Origin of the sequence: Pseudomonas sp. Pseu.R1, assembly GCF_045764065.1 — a bacterium.
In the GTDB taxonomy this organism is placed as follows: Bacteria; Pseudomonadota; Gammaproteobacteria; order Pseudomonadales; family Pseudomonadaceae; genus Aquipseudomonas.
The window spans coordinates 6,110,654-6,128,237 of sequence record NZ_JBJGEE020000001.1; the positions used below are offsets into that span (position 1 = coordinate 6,110,654).

General features: G+C 61.4%; 13 protein-coding genes. 6 read left to right on the plus strand and 7 right to left on the minus strand.

Annotated features, from left to right (window positions below; translation table 11 throughout):
* Nucleotides 1-60 precede the first annotated feature (60 nt).
* From ACI5GA_RS27735 to ACI5GA_RS27750, 4 genes are all read right to left on the minus strand, one after another.
* A complete protein-coding gene (locus ACI5GA_RS27735) occupies nt 61-894 on the minus strand; it encodes an amidohydrolase family protein (protein WP_404638840.1) in 834 nt (277 codons plus the stop codon).
* A gap of 3 nt (nt 895-897) precedes the next feature.
* Complete coding sequence (locus ACI5GA_RS27740; protein ID WP_404638842.1) at nt 898-2,262, minus strand: TIGR00366 family protein; 1,365 nt, start codon at nt 2,260-2,262, stop codon at nt 898-900.
* A 229-nt stretch (nt 2,263-2,491) separates the two neighbouring features.
* Complete coding sequence (locus ACI5GA_RS27745) at nt 2,492-3,682, minus strand: CaiB/BaiF CoA transferase family protein (protein WP_404638844.1); 1,191 nt, start codon at nt 3,680-3,682, stop codon at nt 2,492-2,494.
* Nucleotides 3,683-3,815: 133 nt separating this feature from the next.
* Nucleotides 3,816-4,691: a LysR family transcriptional regulator gene (locus ACI5GA_RS27750; protein ID WP_421425157.1), complete on the minus strand. Its 876-nt coding sequence runs from the start codon at nt 4,689-4,691 to the stop codon at nt 3,816-3,818.
* A gap of 199 nt (nt 4,692-4,890) precedes the next feature.
* Between ACI5GA_RS27750 and ACI5GA_RS27755 the strand changes: the two genes are divergently transcribed.
* Both ACI5GA_RS27755 and ACI5GA_RS27760 read left to right on the plus strand, forming a co-directional pair.
* Complete coding sequence (locus ACI5GA_RS27755) at nt 4,891-5,754, plus strand: HpcH/HpaI aldolase/citrate lyase family protein (protein ID WP_421425159.1); 864 nt, start codon at nt 4,891-4,893, stop codon at nt 5,752-5,754.
* Nucleotides 5,755-5,810: 56 nt separating this feature from the next.
* The gene (locus ACI5GA_RS27760) at nt 5,811-7,172 is read left to right on the plus strand and encodes a 2-hydroxycarboxylate transporter family protein (RefSeq protein WP_421425162.1); all 1,362 of its coding nucleotides are present in this window, start codon (nt 5,811-5,813) and stop codon (nt 7,170-7,172) included.
* 233 nt (nt 7,173-7,405) lie between these two features.
* Here the strand turns inward: ACI5GA_RS27760 and ACI5GA_RS27765 are convergent, their stop codons facing one another.
* Nucleotides 7,406-8,632 carry a carbohydrate porin gene (locus ACI5GA_RS27765; protein WP_421425551.1) on the minus strand — a complete coding sequence of 409 codons (1,227 nt, stop codon included), beginning with the start codon at nt 8,630-8,632 and terminating at the stop codon, nt 7,406-7,408.
* Between the two features lie 307 nt (nt 8,633-8,939).
* Complete coding sequence (locus ACI5GA_RS27770; RefSeq protein WP_421425165.1) at nt 8,940-9,866, minus strand: LysR family transcriptional regulator; 927 nt, start codon at nt 9,864-9,866, stop codon at nt 8,940-8,942.
* 131 nt (nt 9,867-9,997) lie between these two features.
* Between ACI5GA_RS27770 and ACI5GA_RS27775 the strand changes: the two genes are divergently transcribed.
* The gene (locus ACI5GA_RS27775; protein ID WP_404638854.1) at nt 9,998-11,344 is read left to right on the plus strand and encodes an MFS transporter; all 1,347 of its coding nucleotides are present in this window, start codon (nt 9,998-10,000) and stop codon (nt 11,342-11,344) included.
* 51 nt (nt 11,345-11,395) lie between these two features.
* Here the strand turns inward: ACI5GA_RS27775 and ACI5GA_RS27780 are convergent, their stop codons facing one another.
* The gene (locus tag ACI5GA_RS27780; RefSeq protein ID WP_421425167.1) at nt 11,396-12,460 is read right to left on the minus strand and encodes an NAD(P)-dependent alcohol dehydrogenase; all 1,065 of its coding nucleotides are present in this window, start codon (nt 12,458-12,460) and stop codon (nt 11,396-11,398) included.
* Nucleotides 12,461-12,768: 308 nt separating this feature from the next.
* Between ACI5GA_RS27780 and ACI5GA_RS27785 the strand changes: the two genes are divergently transcribed.
* The 3 genes from ACI5GA_RS27785 to ACI5GA_RS27795 all read left to right on the plus strand — a co-directional run bounded on the left by ACI5GA_RS27785 (nt 12,769) and on the right by ACI5GA_RS27795 (nt 17,453).
* Complete coding sequence (locus ACI5GA_RS27785; RefSeq protein WP_404638858.1) at nt 12,769-15,654, plus strand: sensor domain-containing phosphodiesterase; 2,886 nt, start codon at nt 12,769-12,771, stop codon at nt 15,652-15,654.
* A 126-nt stretch (nt 15,655-15,780) separates the two neighbouring features.
* Nucleotides 15,781-16,140: a winged helix-turn-helix transcriptional regulator gene (locus tag ACI5GA_RS27790; protein ID WP_404638860.1), complete on the plus strand. Its 360-nt coding sequence runs from the start codon at nt 15,781-15,783 to the stop codon at nt 16,138-16,140.
* A gap of 284 nt (nt 16,141-16,424) precedes the next feature.
* Entirely contained in the window at nt 16,425-17,453 is a 1,029-nt protein-coding gene (locus tag ACI5GA_RS27795; protein ID WP_421425169.1) for an alpha/beta fold hydrolase, read from the plus strand.
* Nucleotides 17,454-17,584 lie beyond the last annotated feature (131 nt).

A 17,584-nucleotide genomic window follows, 5' to 3' on the forward strand; every position in this document is an offset into this window, starting at 1 on the left:
CCGCTGAAATCCAGTCAGATTAGCTCCCACAGGGGATAGGCGTTAGACCGGCTCAGCGTTTCAATCTTCAAACCCATAAAGCTGCGCCGGGTTGTCCGCCAGAATCGCCTGACGCGCGGCATCGCTGCCGGTCCAGTCCAGCAACAGGTCCAGCAGGTCGGCATCGTCAGGTTTATGGGCCTCGGTGACGTGGGGCCAATCGCTGCCCCAGACCATGCGCTGCGGCGCCAGTGTGGCAAAATCCTGCGCCAGTGAGCGCACATCCTCATACCGCGGGCCGCCTTCGACCGTATTCAGGTAAGGCCCGCTTAGCTTGACCCAGGCCTTGTCCGCATCGATCAGCCGGGCGATGAACCGAAACGCGGGATGACTTACATTCGCACCCGCAGGCAGACGCCCCATGTGATCGAATACCAGCGGCACCGGCAGGTTCGCCAACAATGTTTGCTGGTCGAGAATCTGCTCGGCACCCATGTGAATCTGCGCATGCCAGCCGAACTCCGCGATGCGCACGGCCAGCGGTTTGATCATGTCCACGCTGACCACCTGATTGCCCGCATTCCACAGGCTGAAGCGCAGGCCGCGAATGCCGCCTTCATGCAGGCGAATCAGTTCCTGTTCAGTGACCGAGGTGTCCACCACTGCGATGCCCCGCGCCTGGCCGTTCATCTGCGCGATGGCGTCAAGGGTGCAGCGGTTGTCGGTGGCGTAATACTTGGCCTGCACGATGACCGCGCGACGCAGGCCCAGACGGGTCTGCACGTTGCGGTAATCAGCCATTGATTGCCCGTGCGCCACAGGGGTTGAGGGATCAGCCGGGGCGAAACGCGGATCAATGATGTGGATGTGCGCGTCGCAGGTGTTGGCCGGGGTTTTCAGGTTTGGGCTTTTCATGATTTACACCAACAGTAACAACGCCGCGCCATAGGCCACGGCAGCAACCAGAAAGGTCACGAAAGTGAAGCCCAGCACCCGCTGCACACCGACCCCAGCCATGGCCACGACCGGCGCGGCCCAGAACGGTTGCATCATGTTCGACACCTGCTCACCCATCGCCACGGCCATGGTGGTGGCGGACAGCGAGGCATGCAACTCCACCGCCGCCGGAATCGCAAACGGGCCTTGCACCGCCCAATGACCGCCGCCGCTGGGAATCAAAAAGGTCACCAGCAGCGAACACACATAACTCCAGAACGGCAGCGTGTGGGTGGTGGAAATGGCCACGAACACCTTGGCGATCACCCCCGGCAGACCGGTGGCTTCCATCATGCCCATGATTCCGCCGTAGAGCGGGTATTGCAGCATCATCGAGCCGCTTTGCCTGGCTGCCGCCTTGACCGCGTTGGCGTAGGCCAGCGGGTAGCCGTGCAGGATGATGCCCAGGGTAAACATGATCACGATCACGCCGTTGACCCCGGACAACTGCAACTGGCCGGTGAACGAGTACGCGAACACGGCAATGCCCAGCACGCCCATGATCACGCTGCCCAGCGGCGAATATTCGAGTAATTGCGCGAAGCTGCGTTTGCCTTGCGGGCGTTTGGCAGGCTCTGGGTCCGGGTGTTTGCTGATGTCCAGGCACACCGCGTCTTCGTCTTTCGGACGCAGGGCCGCGAGCACGAACGGCATGATCACCAGCAGGGCGATGGTCGGCACCATGTTGTAGGGCACGAACACCATGTCACCCAGGGTCAGCACTTGGCCGGTGAGTTTCTGCACCACGTTCATCGGGTTGCCCGGCGTGGTCTGTGCCAGCACGATGGAGCTGGACAGACCGCCTGCCCAGACCACCCAACCGGAGAAGCCTGCCGCGACGATCCAGGCGAAATCCACGCGCATGCGCTTGGCGATTTCCCGGGCGAGCAGGGCGCTGAGCACCAGGCCGAAGCCCCAGTTGAAAAACGAGGTGATTGCCACGCACAAAAAGATCATCGCCCCCGCTTGGGCTGGCGTGCGAGCCAGGGCCACCAGACGGGTGAAGAAACGTTGCACGATCGGGGCATGGGCCAAGGCGTGGCCGAGCACCAGCACCAGGGTGATTTGCAGGGCGAAGGTGAAGATGTTGCAGAAACCTTTGTACCAGCCGCCCAATATTGCATCGAATGAGGCATTCGGCGCGACGAGCCAGGAGGCCGCCGCGACGATGGCGGTGATGAAAATCGCAAGCACGAACGGATCGGGAATGGTGCGCTCGAACAGGCTGATGGTGCTGTCCGTGAAGCGCGTGCGCAGGGTGCGCGGTGCGGTGAGGGCGGTGCTCATGGGCGAAGCCCTCCGTGCGGACGGAGTAGGGGTGTGGTGCTGGTCATGGAGTGATCCCTTTTATTGTGTTTGTGGGAAACGGGCCTGATAACGATCTATCGGCTGAAAGCGGTGTTCGTTGTGGGAGCGAATTCATTCGCGATTGGCCGCTGCATCCGAAGCACATCTGTCGGGTGTCACGCCACCTCGCGAATGAATTCGCTCCCACAGGGGTGGTGCGCTGGTTCGGTCAGTGCAGCGCGCCGTTGGCCCTGAGTTGCGCAATCTGTTCGTCGCTAAACCCGTAGTCGGCCATGATTCGATCCGAATCGGCGCCGAATACCGGTGCGGCGAACGGTTCCGATCCGGGGGTGCGGCTGAAGGTGACGGCCCGGGTGAACCCTTGATAGCGGCCCACCACCGGGTGCTCGAATTCGGTGATCATCGATTCGGCCTCGCACTGTGGATGGTCAAACATGTCTTCCACCTTACGCGCAGCCGCGCAAGGCACGGCTTCGCCAAAAATCGCTTCCCACTCCAACGCGCTGTGCTGCGCCAAGGCTTCATGCAGTTGCGGCACGATGATCGCGTGGTGAATCGCCCGTTTGCGCACGCTGTCGAAGCGTTCATCGCGGGCCAGATGGCTCAGGCCGGTCAGTTCGCACAGGGCATTCCAGAAGTGCGGGGTATTCGCCGAAATGTACAAATGGCCTTCGCGGGTCGGGTGAATGCCGGTGATACCACCGGAACGCATGTCGCGGTCCAGTGAGCGCGGCTCGCTGTCGGCCCAGATCAGTCGCGCCGATTGCATGGCCAGCGCGCTGCGCAACAGCGACACGCCGACTTCCTGGCCCAACCCCGTACGTTCACGCTCGTAGAGCGCCGACGACACACCGCCCGCCACCAACGAGGCGGCGTAGTAGTCGACCACCGAACCGTAGAGAATCTCGGGCGGACCGTCGGGCTTGCTTTGCGAAGCACACATGCCGGTCATGGTTTGCAACACCTGGTCGTAGCCGGCTTTGGCCTTCAGCGGGCCGTTTTCGCCGTAGCCGGTGACGGCGCAGTAAATCAGCCGTGGGTTGAGCGCTTTCAACTGCTCATAATCGATGCCCAGACGGGTCGGCACGCCGGGTCGGAAGTTGTGCACCAGCACGTCAGCCTCGCGGACCAGTGTCAGCAATGCGTCCAGTCCGCCCGCTGATTTGAGGTCCAGCACCACGCCGGATTTGCTGCGATTGACGCCCAGAAACGCGCGGCTTTCAGCGGCCAGCGTGGAGGGGTATTTGCGCAGGTTGTCGCCGGTCGGCGGCTCGATCTTGATCACCGTGGCGCCTTGATCGGCCAGCAACGAGCAGCCGTAAGGGCCGGCGATGTAGGCGCTGAGGTCAAGGACGGTGATCCCGGCAAGCGGGCCGGTGGGCTGGCGGGAATGGGGCATGGGTGTTTCTCCGATCTTGTTATCGCGGATCGGGCCAAGGCAGGCGCCGATGCAGCACATGGCGCCATTCTGGTCAGCGGGATCGAGAAATAAAATGCGTTTTGACTGGCTTTAAAGTCCAGAAAAACTGGATTTACCGTTGCGTCATCTGTTCGAACAACACCTTGCAGAACACGTCGATCAAGCGCTCTTTGGCCGAGTTGCGTTTCCACAGTAGACCGATCGGCCGATACAGCCCGGCGCCCGGCAACGGAATCTGCGCCAGTTCATGCAATTGGGCGTGCATCGGCCGCCATTGCGGCACCAGCGACACACCGAGATTGCCTTTGACCATCGCCGCGATGGCGTCCAGCGCATCCATTTCGAAGCGTTCCTGGGGCTGAATGGCTGCGTGCAACAGGTATCGATCCGCCAACACACCGCCCCAGGAACGACGGTGATAGCGAATGAATGGCTGGCTGCGCAGCACGTCATGAGGATGCTCGTTTGAGAGGTGCGGCGGCGCCAGCACCACGAACGGTTCGTCGCGGACCGGGCGCCAGATGAACTCCTTGGGCAGTTCGAATTGCGGGGCGACCATCATCGCGATATCGGTCTCGCCGGACAGCACTTTGCGGTACAGGTCGGTGGAAAACGCCGGTTCGACGTGGGGACGCAGGTGTTCGTAATTGGCGATGAGCGTGGCCAGTACGTCGGGCACCAGATAGGCGAGGGCCGTGGTGATACAGCCGATGCGCAGCTCGCCGGCCACCGCGTCCAGCGCGGCGATGGCGCGCAGGTCCTTGGCACGCACCAGCAATTCGCTGGCAGGCCCCAACAAGGCTGATCCGGCGGCGGTCAGTTGCATGTTGCGCCCGGTACGGCTGAGCAGCGGCTGGCCGATTTCATGTTCCAGCGCCTTGATCCGTTGCGCCACGGCGGTAGGGGTCAGGTTGAGCTTGCGTGCCGCCGCTGCGGTGGAGCCCAGTTCAGCGACTTGCAGGAAGCTGTCCAGATAGCGAGTGTCCATAGTCCAAAAATTCTGGATTCTAAACGTAGAAATACGCACTTTAGTTAGCTTTTTCGCTTTTGCAATATGGGCCCGCTTGCAAGACCGCCGGGTTCACCTATCCGGCTTCCAAGAACAATGCCGGATATGGGCTCGATCCTGTCATCCGGCGCGACGCGGCATGCCTTGAGGGCGAGCGTCGTCATCGAGTGAACCGCCCATGCGCAGCAAACTGTTCGTTCCTGGATCCCGCCCCGAACTCTTCGAAAAAGCGCTGGCATCCCGCGCTGATGGCATCAGCTTCGATCTGGAAGACGCCGTGGCCGAAAGCGCCAAGGCCGACGCGAGGGGCGTGTTGGCAAACTTCCTCCAGCACCTTCCTGCTACCGATAAAACCATCGTGGTACGCGTCAATGGCCAGGATTCTCCTCATTACCAGGCCGACCTCGACGCCCTGATCGGCACCCGACTGGACATCATCAACCTGCCGAAAGTGGAGAGCGCTTCGCAGATTCTGCAATTGGGGGCGGATTTGGAGCGGTTGGAGCAACAACAGCCGTCTGCCGCGAATATCCGCATTCTCGCCAACATCGAATCGCCCCGTGGCCTGCGTCTGGCGGCTGAGATCGCCTGTGCTCACCCACGTGTCATGGGTTTGCAACTGGGTTTCGCCGATCTGTTGGAGCCGTTGGGCATCAACCGTCGCGACGTCAGTGTGATTCGCCAGATTCAACTGAGCGTCCGGCTGGCCGCCGGAGAAGCCGGTATCGCGGCCTATGACGCTGCCTTCGCTGCGATCAAGGACCCGGAGGCCTACCGCGACGAAGCCCGCTATGCCCGCAGCCTGGGTTTTACCGGCAAATCCTGCATCCACCCGACCCAGATCGACATGGCCAACGAGGCCTTCATGCCGTCGGCTGATGAGATCGACCGCGCCCAGCGTTTTGTGGCTGCGGCCGATGAGGCCGAGGCCGCAGGTGTTGGCGCGTATCAGGTCGATGGCCAGATGGTCGACGCGCCGTTCGTGGTGCGTGCGCGAGCCGTGCTGGAACAGGCGCGTCAGGCGGGTTTGCTGACCTCATGACCTGTATCTGATTCATCCGCTTCAAACCCGATCTACAACAATAAGACGAGGTTCACATGCACAACGCCGATTCGCTGGCCAAGCCCTCGGTGGCTACGCCAGGCGCGGACCGCGGCGCGCTGTTCGGGCGCCTGATGGACATCCGCATCAGCTTCATCCCCTTGCCGGTCTACCTGGTGCTGTTGGCGCTGGTGGCCGGGCTGTCGCTCACCAAGGAACTCAAGGCCGATTTGCCGACCATGGTCGCGATCATCGGCTTGGGCGGGGCCACCTGTGGCGAGATCGGCAAGCGTCTGCCGTTCTTTGGCAAGATAGGCGGCGCGGCCATCGTTTCGGCGTTTCTGCCTTCCTATCTGGTCAGCGTCGGCTGGGTGCCGCAGGACATCATTGCCCCGGTGACCACCTTCACCAAGTCGAGCAATTTCATCTACCTGTTCGTCTCCTCGGTGGTGGTCGGCAGCATCTTCACCATGGACCGCAACCTGATCATCAAAGGCTTCGCCAAAATCTTTGTGCCCTTGTTGGTGGGTTCGGTGCTGGCGCTGTTCGCCGGTGTGGCGGTGGGCATGCTCTGTGGGCTGGAGCTGCGTCAGGTGTTGTTTTTCGTCATCGTGCCGGTGATGGGCGGAGGTCTGGGGGAGGGCGCGATTCCGCTGTCGGTGGGCTATGGCGAAATTCTGGGCATGGACTCGGGGAAAATCCTGGCGCAACTGCTGCCGATCATTTTGCTCGGCAACCTTTGCGCGATCCTGGCCTGTGGCGCGTTGGACTTGTTAGGCAAACGCTATCCGCAATTGACCGGTAATGGCCGTTTGCAGAGGCTGGAAGTGCCGCAGGATGGCGACAAGGTCGGTGTTGAGAAAGAAACCAGATTCGATGGGCAGACCGTCAATCAAGTGATTGCGGCAGGGATGTGCGCGATCACTCTGTACCTGGCCGGAGTGCTGTTGCACGCGCTATTCGGGTTGCCGGGGCCGGTGTGCATGCTGTTTCTGGCGGTGTTGCTGAAGCTGTTCAATGCCGTGCCCGAACGTCTGGAAGCCGGGGCGCAGGTATTGTTCAAGTTCTTCACCACGTGCGTGACCTATCCGCTGCTGTTCGCCAACTCCATCGCGGTGACCCACTGGAGCGAGCTGACAGCGGCTTTCCACGTCGGCAACGTGCTGACCATCGTCACCACCGTGTTGACGCTGGTGCTGACCGGGTTGGTGATTGCGCGCAAGATGGGCATGTACCCGATTGAAACCGCCATTGTGAACGGCTGCCACAGCGGGTTGGGCGGCACCGGGGACATCGCGATCCTGACGGCGGCCAACCGCATGCAACTGCTGCCGTTCGCGCAGATTTCCACGCGGATTGGCGGAGCGATCACGGTGATGGGGGCGTTGTTGATTCTGGCGAATCTGCCGCCGGTTTAGAGAGGGCTCGAGAGGTGGATAATGCCCCGTGGGAGCCGCCTTGGTGGCGAATGCGGTCTGTCAGTCAGCTCATACTTAGCTGACCCACTGCTTTCGCCAGCAAGCCGGCTCCCACAGTTTCAGCGTTGAATACACGATTTGGATTCGACGCAATCACTGTGGGAGCGGCCTTGGTGGCAAATGGTGTTGACCAGCCAACATAGAATTTCCGACACGGTCATTACACGCGGCGTTTACAACGTTGCTTTAACCTGCAGTCCGACGATCAACGTGTTGTCGATGTCCTCACCATAAAACGCCCCCGGTTCGATGATGTACTGCACCGAAGGGCGAATCGTCAGCCAGGGCGCCACTTGCGCGCCGTAGGTCATCTCCACCAAACCTTCGCCGCTGGCCAGATCCGGGAAGTCATCCCCTCGGGCCTGTGCGGCATTCTCTTGAACATCGCGGCTGCGTGAGTTGAACACTGCGCGGCCATAACCGATGGCAATCGTGTCGTTCGGGCGAGACACGAACGGCTTCTTCAGCGCGAAACCGGCGGAGTACCAGCGACGGAACGGGGCCGCCGCTGCACTGGCGTTGGAGAACTGGCCGAACATGTGCAGGTTGCGCCCGCTGACGTCTGCGGAATTCCAGATCGCCTGATCCATCAGGAAATACGAGCCTTCGCGGCCCGACACTTCCTTATTGGTGCCGATGCGCGGCGCGTCCGAGGTGTCGTAGTAATAGCCGACGCGGTATTCGCCAGGCATGTCGCCAAGCACGTTGTAGATGGCTTCGATGGGCAGGATATTGCCCGTACTGTCTTTCGGCGTGACGTGCCAGGCGCGGCTGGAGTCGCCGTTGCTCGCGGCGTCGACCTTGAAGGCAGCCACCTGCACGGCGAAGTTCGGGTTGAAGCGGTACTTGGCCACGCCGCCCAAATGTGCGTTCGGGTAGTTGCTCCAGCCGCTGCCGCCGGACATTGCCAGCGGGTGGCCGCAGAAACCGGCGTTCATGAAGTTGCACAGAATGCCGGTGCTCAAACCGCCCAGGTCGTTGCCCATGGCCATGTAGCCGAGTTTGACATTCAACGCCGGGGTGAACAGGGTATTTTCGTAGCTCAGCTCGGTGAGGCGCGTGTACAGGCCGCCGTAGTTCTCCTGCACCGGCAGGCGGTTGCCCACCAGATCGCCCGAGCCGTCGTTGCCGCGTCGATCGTTGATGGTCAATTGCACCTTGCCGCCGCTTTCCAGGTCCAGCAGCTTGCCCAGATCGAACTGTGCGCCGAGCTTGATGTTCTGCGAGTAGCGCGTGCCGCGCTGCTTGCCACCGTGGGCGTTGTAGACGGTCTCGCCGCTGTAGTCGCCAGTGATCTTCACGCCTTGCGCGGCCAGTCGGCTACGGCTGCCATTCCAGTCGCCGGTCATGGTCGACTGGTCGAGCCAGTCGTCAGCCAGCGTCGGTGTGGAGGCGGCCATTGCCAGTACGGAACCGATGACCAGTGCAGTGGAAAGACCACGGCGCGCGCGGGAGTCTGCGGGGTGTTGCGAAGGATTGCTCATCAATGAACCTGAAATGCGAAAGACCGTTCTCTCAAGGCGAGGTCGGCAGAAGAGGGGCACGCGCGGGGGCGCTCACAAGCGGGGCGCATGAAAACATATTTATGTACTGACCGGTTAATTCATTTTGACGATTGCGACTATCGTCGTAGGCCATAGCGGGCTAAGACGATAGTCGCGATTTCTGTAGCAGTCCGGCTTGCCGGCGGTGGCGGATTCGAAATCGCTACCGCCGGCAAGCCGGACTGCTACAGAGGTCTACGCCAGAATCTGGAACCGGCGCGGTTTGTACCAGCCCCTTGAACGCAGGCAACGCCGGGTTGTCGTTGTCCTGGCGCGACACCATGTACAGTTCGGCATGCAGTTCGGCATCGCGCAGCGGGCGGAACGCCAGGTTGTCGCCGTGCAGTTGCATGGCCGAGGCGGGCACGATCGCCACACCCAGCCCCGCCCTGACCATGCTGACCACGGTGTGGGTCTGGCCGAGGTGATACACGTAGCGTGGCGTCACCCCGGTCATGGCGAACAGCCCGGCGATGCAATCGTAGAAATAACGACCCTCATCGGCGGCGTACATCACGAACGGCTGCTGGTCCAGATCGCGCACGGCGACGGAGTCCTGCCCAGCCAGCGGGTGGCGGTGGGGCAGGGCCACGAGTAACGGCTCGCGGCTGATCAACTGTGCGTCCAGCGTGTCACGGTCATTGACCTGGCGCACGAAGCCAACGTCGATGCGGTGGGCGGCCAAGGCGTCGAGTTGCGCGCCAGAGACCATCTCCTTGAGGGTGAATTGCAGGCCCGGCAGACCTTCAGCGGCCTGTGCCAGCAAGCGCGGGATCATTTGATACGCACTGACCGCCGTGAAGCCCAGCGTCAGACTGCCCGCTTCACCCCGCGCCAGCCGCCGTGCGCCCTCGGCTGCCTGATCCGAAAACGCAAGAATGTGCCGCGCATCCCTTAGAAACCCCTGACCGGCTGCCGTCAATTTCACCGAGCGGTTGTTGCGCTCCAGCAATTGAATGTCCAGCGCGCGTTCGAGCAACTGCACCTGACGGCTCAGCGGCGGTTGGGTCATGTACATCCGTGCGGCGGCGCGGCCGAAATGCAGTTCTTCGGCGACGGCCACGAAACAGCGCAACTGGTGCAATTCCACGATTCAAAATCCGCATCAATCCATACAGTCTCTATGTTAGACCTGAATCGACCTCGGCTCCTATGATCATGACGTAAGTTGTACGACAACAAAAACAAAAGGCCCGCCACGCAGCGGCCAGGAGACACACCATGCTCAGCAAATCCCTTCCTGCGGATTACGCCGACGCGCAAGCGAAGGTTGGCCGCCACCGTTTCCTCATTCTTTCGATGATTTTCATCGTCACCGTGATCAACTACGCCGACCGCGCGACCATGTCGATTGCGGGCACGGGGGTGGTCAAGGACCTGGGGCTGGACCCGATCATGCTCGGCATGATCTTTTCGGCGTTCGCCTGGGCCTATGCGCTGGGGCAGATTCCCGGCGGCTGGCTGCTCGACCGCTTTGGCGCTCGGCGCGTTTACGGGTGCAGTCTGGTGCTGTGGTCGGTGTTCACCATGGCTCAGGGCACGGTTGGCTGGTTCGGCCTGATGGGTGCTTCGGCGGCGATGAGCCTGTTCGCCATGCGCTTCATGCTCGGCCTGGTGGAGTCCCCGGCCTTTCCGGCCAACAACCGCATCGTCTCCTGCTGGTTCCCCACCAGCGAGCGCGGCACGGCATCGGCCTTGTTCAATTCGGCGCAGTACATGGCGGTGGTGCTGTTCACCCCGTTGATGGCCTGGTTGACGCACGCCCTGGGCTGGGAACACGTCTTTCTGTGGATGGGCGCGCTGGGGCTGGTGCTGAGCGTGTTCTGGTTCGCCCTTTATCGCGAGCCCCACAGCGACAAACGCCTGAGCGCCAAGGAGCTGGACTACATGCGCGAAGGCGGTGCGCTGGTAGACCTGGAACTCAACCGCAAAGAAAAAAAGAACAAGGCCACATGGGCCGAGATCAAGCAACTGTTCACCAGCCGCACCCTGTGGGCGATCTACATGGGGCAATACTGCATCACCGCGTTGACCTACTTCTTCATCACCTGGTTCCCGATCTACCTGATCAAAGGCCGCGGCATGACCATCATGGAAGCGGGTTGGGTCGCGGCGCTGCCAGCCATCTGTGGATTTTCCGGCGGGGTGTTGGGCGGCATGCTCTCCGATCTGCTGATCCGTCGCGGCGTGCACCCGTCCATTGCCCGCAAGACGCCGTTTTTGATCGGCATGATCATGTCGACGATTCTGGTGCTGGCCAACTTCGTCGACGCCAACTGGATCGTCATCAGCCTCATGGCCATCGCCTTCTTCGGCAAAGGGCTGGCTGCCGTGGGGTGGGCGGTGCTGTCTGACACGGCGCCGAAAAACATGGTCGGCCTGAGTGGCGGCGTGTTCAACGGCATCGGCAACATTGCCGGGATCGTCACGCCGGTAGTGATTGGCTACATCGTCGCGGCCACCGGCTCGTTCAATATTGCCCTGTGGTTCGTTGCGGCCCATGGGCTGCTGGGTGTGTTTGCCTACGGTGTACTGGCGGGGCGTTTCGAACGACTGCAAGTGCGCTGATGCGGATCCGGCGCGAAGGAGCGACCCCTTCGCGCCGGAGACTGGAACGCCTCAGGCTGCCGAGGCTTCCTCTTTGAGCGTGGCCATGTCAATGACGAAGCGGTACTTCACGTCACCCTTGACCATGCGCTCGTAGGCTTCGTTGATGTCCTTCATGTGGATCATTTCGATGTCCGAAACGATGCCGTGTTTGGCGCAGAAATCCAGCATCTCCTGAGTTTCCTTGATCCCGCCGATCAGTGAACCGGCCAGGCTGCGACGCTTGAAGATCAGGTTGAACACCGAAGGCGATGGGTGCGGATGATCCGGCGCGCCCACCAGGGTCATGGTGCCGTCGCGTTTGAGCAGGTTGAGGAAGGCGTCCAGATCGTGGGGCGCGGCCACGGTGTTGAGGATGAAGTCCAGCGAGTTGGCTTGTTTGGCCATTTCATCGGCATTCTTCGACACCACGACCTCATCGGCACCCAGCCGCTTGCCGTCTTCGCGTTTGTTCGGCGAGGTGGTGAACAGCACTACATGCGCGCCCATGGCGTGGGCGATTTTCACCGCCATGTGGCCCAGACCACCTAGGCCGACCACGCCGACTTTCTTTCCGGGGCCGACGTTCCAGTGATGCAGTGGCGAGTAGGTGGTGATGCCGGCGCAGAGCAGCGGAGCGACGGCAGCCAGGTTGTCGCTGTGGGAGATTTTCAGGACGAACTTCTCTTTCACCACGATCTTGTCGGAATACCCGCCGAAGGTGTTTTCACCGCCGAAGACCGGGCCGTTGTAGGTGCCGGTGAAGCCGTTTTCGCAGTACTGCTCGTCACCTTCGGCGCAGGACGCGCAGTGCTGGCAACTGTCGACCATGCACCCCACACCCGCCAGATCGCCCACCTTGAAGTGCGTCACGTTGGCGCCAACCGCCGTGACCTTGCCCACGATTTCGTGACCCGGCACCGAGGGGTACAGGGTGTTGTTCCATTCATTGCGGGCGGTGTGCAGGTCAGAGTGGCAGACCCCGCAATACAGGATGTCTATCTGGACATCGTCGGCGCCCGGATCGCGGCGCTCGATCTGGAACGGTGCCAGCCGGTCCGTGGGTTTTTGTGCGGCGTAGCTGTAAGTCTTGATCATGTTGCGATCCTCTGCGTTGAGCTAAAAGGTTTCAGTCACAGCATTCAGAGACAGGCGGATGGTGTGAAAGGTCAGTGCAAGTCGATCGGCATCGGTGTGAACGGAGCGATGTCGGACAATCTGACCGGCGTGCGCCGAAAGGCTTTCATTTCGAGGGCGACCTGCCGATAACGAGACAGATGTCAGGTGAAATGTCGTGAAATCTCGATTTTCGGTCGTTTACAGGCAGTAAAAACGAATATGGCGCTTGCAACCATCTGTCAGACCCCATGAAGATAGCCCAGTCCCACGCTGGTGTTGGAGCGCCCATGAATTCCCACGTGTCGAACCCCTCCCAGCGCTCGCCATTTGCCGACGGACAGGCACTATTGACCGGTGATACAGGATTGGAAAACGCCTCATCGATGACCGACGAACATTCCCTTGATGCGTTATTGAAAGCGGCCAGCGCGGCAGCCCCACAACTGAGCTGGGCCGCCTACCGTGCTAATCGACATCTGCATTTGCTGGGGCAGGGCGATGCCTCCACCGAATGGCCGACGCTGATTCCCCGTGAAGGGTTCGACGCCTTTTGTCGCGACCATGACTTGCACCGCTGGGTCACCGGGCACGGCGAGGCGCCGTTGGGCTGGCTGCTGACGCCGGAGCGGGAGTCCGGCAACCCGTTTCTGCTGAGCCTGGCGAACCGCCTGGGCCTGCGCTTGCAGACCGTTGCCTTGGCCCGAGCGCAAGCGACGCAACGCGTGTTGTATGAAATCAGCTCACTGGCCAGTTCGACCCGGGACCGTTCGGCGTTTCTGCAAGGGGTGCACCAACAACTGGCGACGCTGATCGACGCGGAAAACTTTTATCTGGCGCTGTACGAAAGCCACAGCGGCAAGATCACCTATCCGTATTACATCGACATTACCGACGTGGACGCACTGGAGGCCGAAACACAGGAGTTTCTCGACCCGGAACGCCTTTCGATGACCGGTTACGTCTTGACCACTGAGCAGCCGCTGTTCGTGGACGCGGCGGGCATCGAGCGCGCCCGGGCCTCGGAGCGTTTCCATTGCGTGGGCCATCGGCCGGAGTTCTGGATGGGCGCGCCGCTGAAAAATGCCACGGACGAAGTGTTCGGCATGCTGGCGATGCAGGTTTATGACGTATCGCGGGTCTACAGCGTCGAGGATCAGGAGTTGTTTCTGGTGGTGGCGCGTCACGTGGCCATGGCGCTGGACCGCATTCTGCACCGCGCGCACCTGGAAGAAACCGTGGTGCGCCGCACCCTGGAGCTGTCCCGGCTCAATGACGCCCTGAGAAACGAAGTGGCGGACCGTGAGCGGGCCGAGCATTTGCAGACGGCGCTGTTCCAGATCACCGAACTGTCGAGCCAGCAGGGTGACATGGCCGACTTGTTCAAGCGCCTGCACGGGATCGTCGGCGAGTTGCTGTTTGCCCTGAATTTCTACATTGCGCTGTTCGACGACACCACGGGCGAGGTGACCTTTCCGTACTACGTCGACGAACGCCTGACCCGCCGTCCCGACCCGCGTCGTGGCGAGCGCGGCTTCACCGAGTACGTGATCCGTCAGCGCCGCCCCTGTCTGATCGACAGCGCCGAAGCGCGGCGTCTGGAAGGCAATGGCGAAATCACCTTGCAAAACGACGTCAACCGGTCTTGTTCGTGGTTGGGCATCCCCTTGTTCGACGGCGACACCGTGCGCGGTGTGCTGGCGGTGCAGAGTTACTCACCGCATGTCAGCTATTCGCTGCGCGATCAGGACCTGCTGACCTTTGTGTCCCGCCACATTGACACCGCCCTGTCGCGGCGCAGTGCCGCCGAGGCCATTCATGCCGCCAACCTGCAACTGGAAGCCCGGGTACAGGACCGCACGCGCGAGCTGGATTACGCCAATGCCAAACTGCAACACGAAAACGCCCACGACTCCCTGACCGGTCTGCCCAATCGCAGCCACCTGCAACACCGTCTGCAACTTGCCTGGCAAGAATTCTGCGACAAGGGGCGTGAGTTGGTGGTGATGTTCATCGACCTCGATCGCTTCAAAATGGTCAACGACAGCCTGGGGCATCACTCCGGAGATTTATTGCTGATTCAAGCGGCCGACCGCCTGCGCAGTTGCATGCGCGACAGCGACCTGCTGGCGCGGCTCGGCGGTGACGAGTTCGCGGTGCTGGCCTACGCCGCGCCGCCGGACGTGACCGTGGCCATCGCCGAGCGCATTTTGCTGGCCTTCGATGCGCCTTTTTATATTGACGGCCACGCGGTGTTTTCGTCATGCAGCATCGGCGTCGTGGCCGCGGACCTGCAGTTTCACACCGAACCCGCCGACCTGCTGCGCGATGCCGACACCGCGATGTATCGGGTCAAGAATGCCGGGCGTGACAGCTACGCGGTGTTCAACCAGGAAGTGCGGCGTGAGGTGTCCGATCAGATGGAGCAGGAGGGCGCGTTGCGTAATGCGCTCAAGCGCACCGACGAATTGCTGCCGTATTTCCAGCCGATCATTGACGTGGCAACGGGCAAGATTCTCGCGCTGGAGGCCCTGATTCGCTGGCGCCAGCCCGATGGCCGGATCATCGCGCCGGGGCAATTTCTGCCCGCACTGGAAGGCTTGCGCCTGATCGGCAGGCTGGATTTCTACATGTTGCAACAGGTGGTGGCGATGCTCGCCCAGCCCAGCCACGCCCACTGGCCGACCGTGCACGTGAACTGTTCGAGTTACAGCATCAGCCGACCGGAATTCGCCAGCGAGGTTCTGGGGCTGCTTGCCCAGCATGATGTGGCGCCGTCACGTATCTGCCTGGAGCTGACCGAAGGCGCATTGGTGGCCGAGCCGGAACTGGCGCGTCAGGCCATGAAGCACTTGGCAGAGAATGGCGTTTCCACCGTGCTTGACGATTTTGGTGCCGGGTTCTCGTCCCTCAGTTACGTGCACCAGTACCATTTCAGTGGGTTGAAAATCGACAAGTCTTTCACCCTTGAACTGACCACCAGCTCCCGCAGCCGCGCCATCGTCCGGGCCATCGTGCGCATGGCCGAATCGCTGGGTTTGAGCGTGGTTGCCGAAGGGGTGGAAGACGCCGACACCCTGCAATTGCTCAGGGAAATGGGCGCCGGGCAGGCGCAGGGGTACTACTTCTCGATGCCGGTGCCGCAGCAGAAGCTGGATTTGAGTGCGTTGGTTTGAGCGGTCCCGTACTGCGGATCTTGTTCTTTGCACGAAGAGCAGGATCAAAGGCGAACGGGAGGTGAAGACAGAGACGGCGCGGATTTTCAGATTGACTCGCTACAGCCCCTTGCTAGACTCGCGCTCATGTCAAAGACCAAGTCCGAATCCCCAGAACCCTTTCCCACCTACGCCTTTTGCCCGGTGATCACCGCGCTGGAAGTGATCGGAGAACGCTGGGTGATCCTCATCCTGCGAGACCTGCTGCGCAATCCAACGCGCCGTTTTCAAGACCTGCAGGACTCGCTCAAGGGCTGCGCGCCAAGCACGCTATCCACGCGACTCAAGGCACTGGAGGCCAACGGCCTGATTGAACGTCGTCTCTACGAACAACATCCGCCGCGGCTTGAATACCTGCTGACCGCCAAGGGCCGTGAAGTCGGTCCGGTGGTGGCCTCGTTGCGTGACTGGGGGTTGCTGCTGCAAGCGCAGAATCCGCCAGAGTAGGCCGCTGCCACGCCTGTTGCGGCGCAGATCACCCTGTGGGAGCGAATTCATTCGCGATGCGCCGGTGCATCAGATGAAGATGTATCGGATGTGTCGCCCTCTCGCGAATGAATTCGCTCCCACAAGTCCTGCGGCGACATCGTCTCCACTCTGCATTTCATCCCCTCGTCCAACGCCGCCAGACCAACCGGCTACGCTCATTCCTGCGCGCGACGGCATGGTGTCAGACGTACATGGTTTTCCTCGGCCGCAACACTGAAGTCTGATCGTCTGGGGGAAGACACATGAATCTGTGCCGATGGGCGCGCCAGGCGCTGTGTGCGTGGCTGGCAATAACGGGCGTGTGCCTGGCGAATGCCGCTGAACAACAGTTGGCGAGTATTGGCTCGCTGAGCATGGTAGGGGGCAAGATCAAGCAATGTTCATTGGGCTATCGGACCTACGGCACATTGGCGGCGGACCAGAGCAACGTGGTGCTGGTGCCGACGTGGTTGACCGGCCGCACCGCTGATCAGATCGACCTCATCGGACCGGGCAAGTTGATCGACACGGACCGCTGGTACGTCATTGCACTGGACGCGGTGGGGAATGGCGTGTCCTGTTCGCCCTCCAACAGCAAAACCCACCCTGGGTTGAAATTCCCCGAGTTTGGCATCCGTGACATGGTCAAGGCCCAGCATCGCTTGTTGGCACTGACCCTGGGCATTGACCACGCCCACGCGATCATCGGCTTTTCCATGGGCGCTATGCAGGCGCTGCAATGGGGCGTGATGTACCCCGATTACGTCAGCCATCTGGTGACCATCGTGGGCACACCGCAACCCTCGATGCGGGATCTAAAGGTCTGGAAAGCCGAACTGGCCGCTATCGAGAGCAATCCTGGCTGGAACAGCGGCAACTACCCACCGGGCACAGCGTTCAAGAAACTCACCGCGTTGCACACTGAATCCCTCTGGACGCCCGAACACCGCGCCGCCAAGGCCGTTGCGGGCAAGCGTGCGACCGAAGACCGTCTGCACGCCACCCAGACCAGCCAGCGTTTCAGCGCGGTGGACTGGTATCGGCAATTGCAGGCCATGACCACCTTCGATCTGGTCCGCGATGGCGACATGGCAGCACTGGCGAAGAAGATCAAGGCGCCCCTGTTGGTGATCGTGTCCGAGCAGGATCGGCTGGTGGACCCGGCGCCTGCCAAGGCATTGGCCGCCGCCAAAGGTGCGAAATTGCTGGTACTGGACAACGACTGCGGGCACATGGCGCCAGTCTGTGAAATGGGCAGGGTCGATGAGGCAGTCAAGGCCTTCTTGAAATGAGGTGAGGCGTCAAGAAGCGGCCAGTGACTGCCGCATGCGGCAAGCTTCTGTCGAGTTTGCCGCCTCATACGCCAACGTCGCTGAGCCACGAAGCCTTGTAGGACGTGGCCTACAGTTAATGTAACCTCATG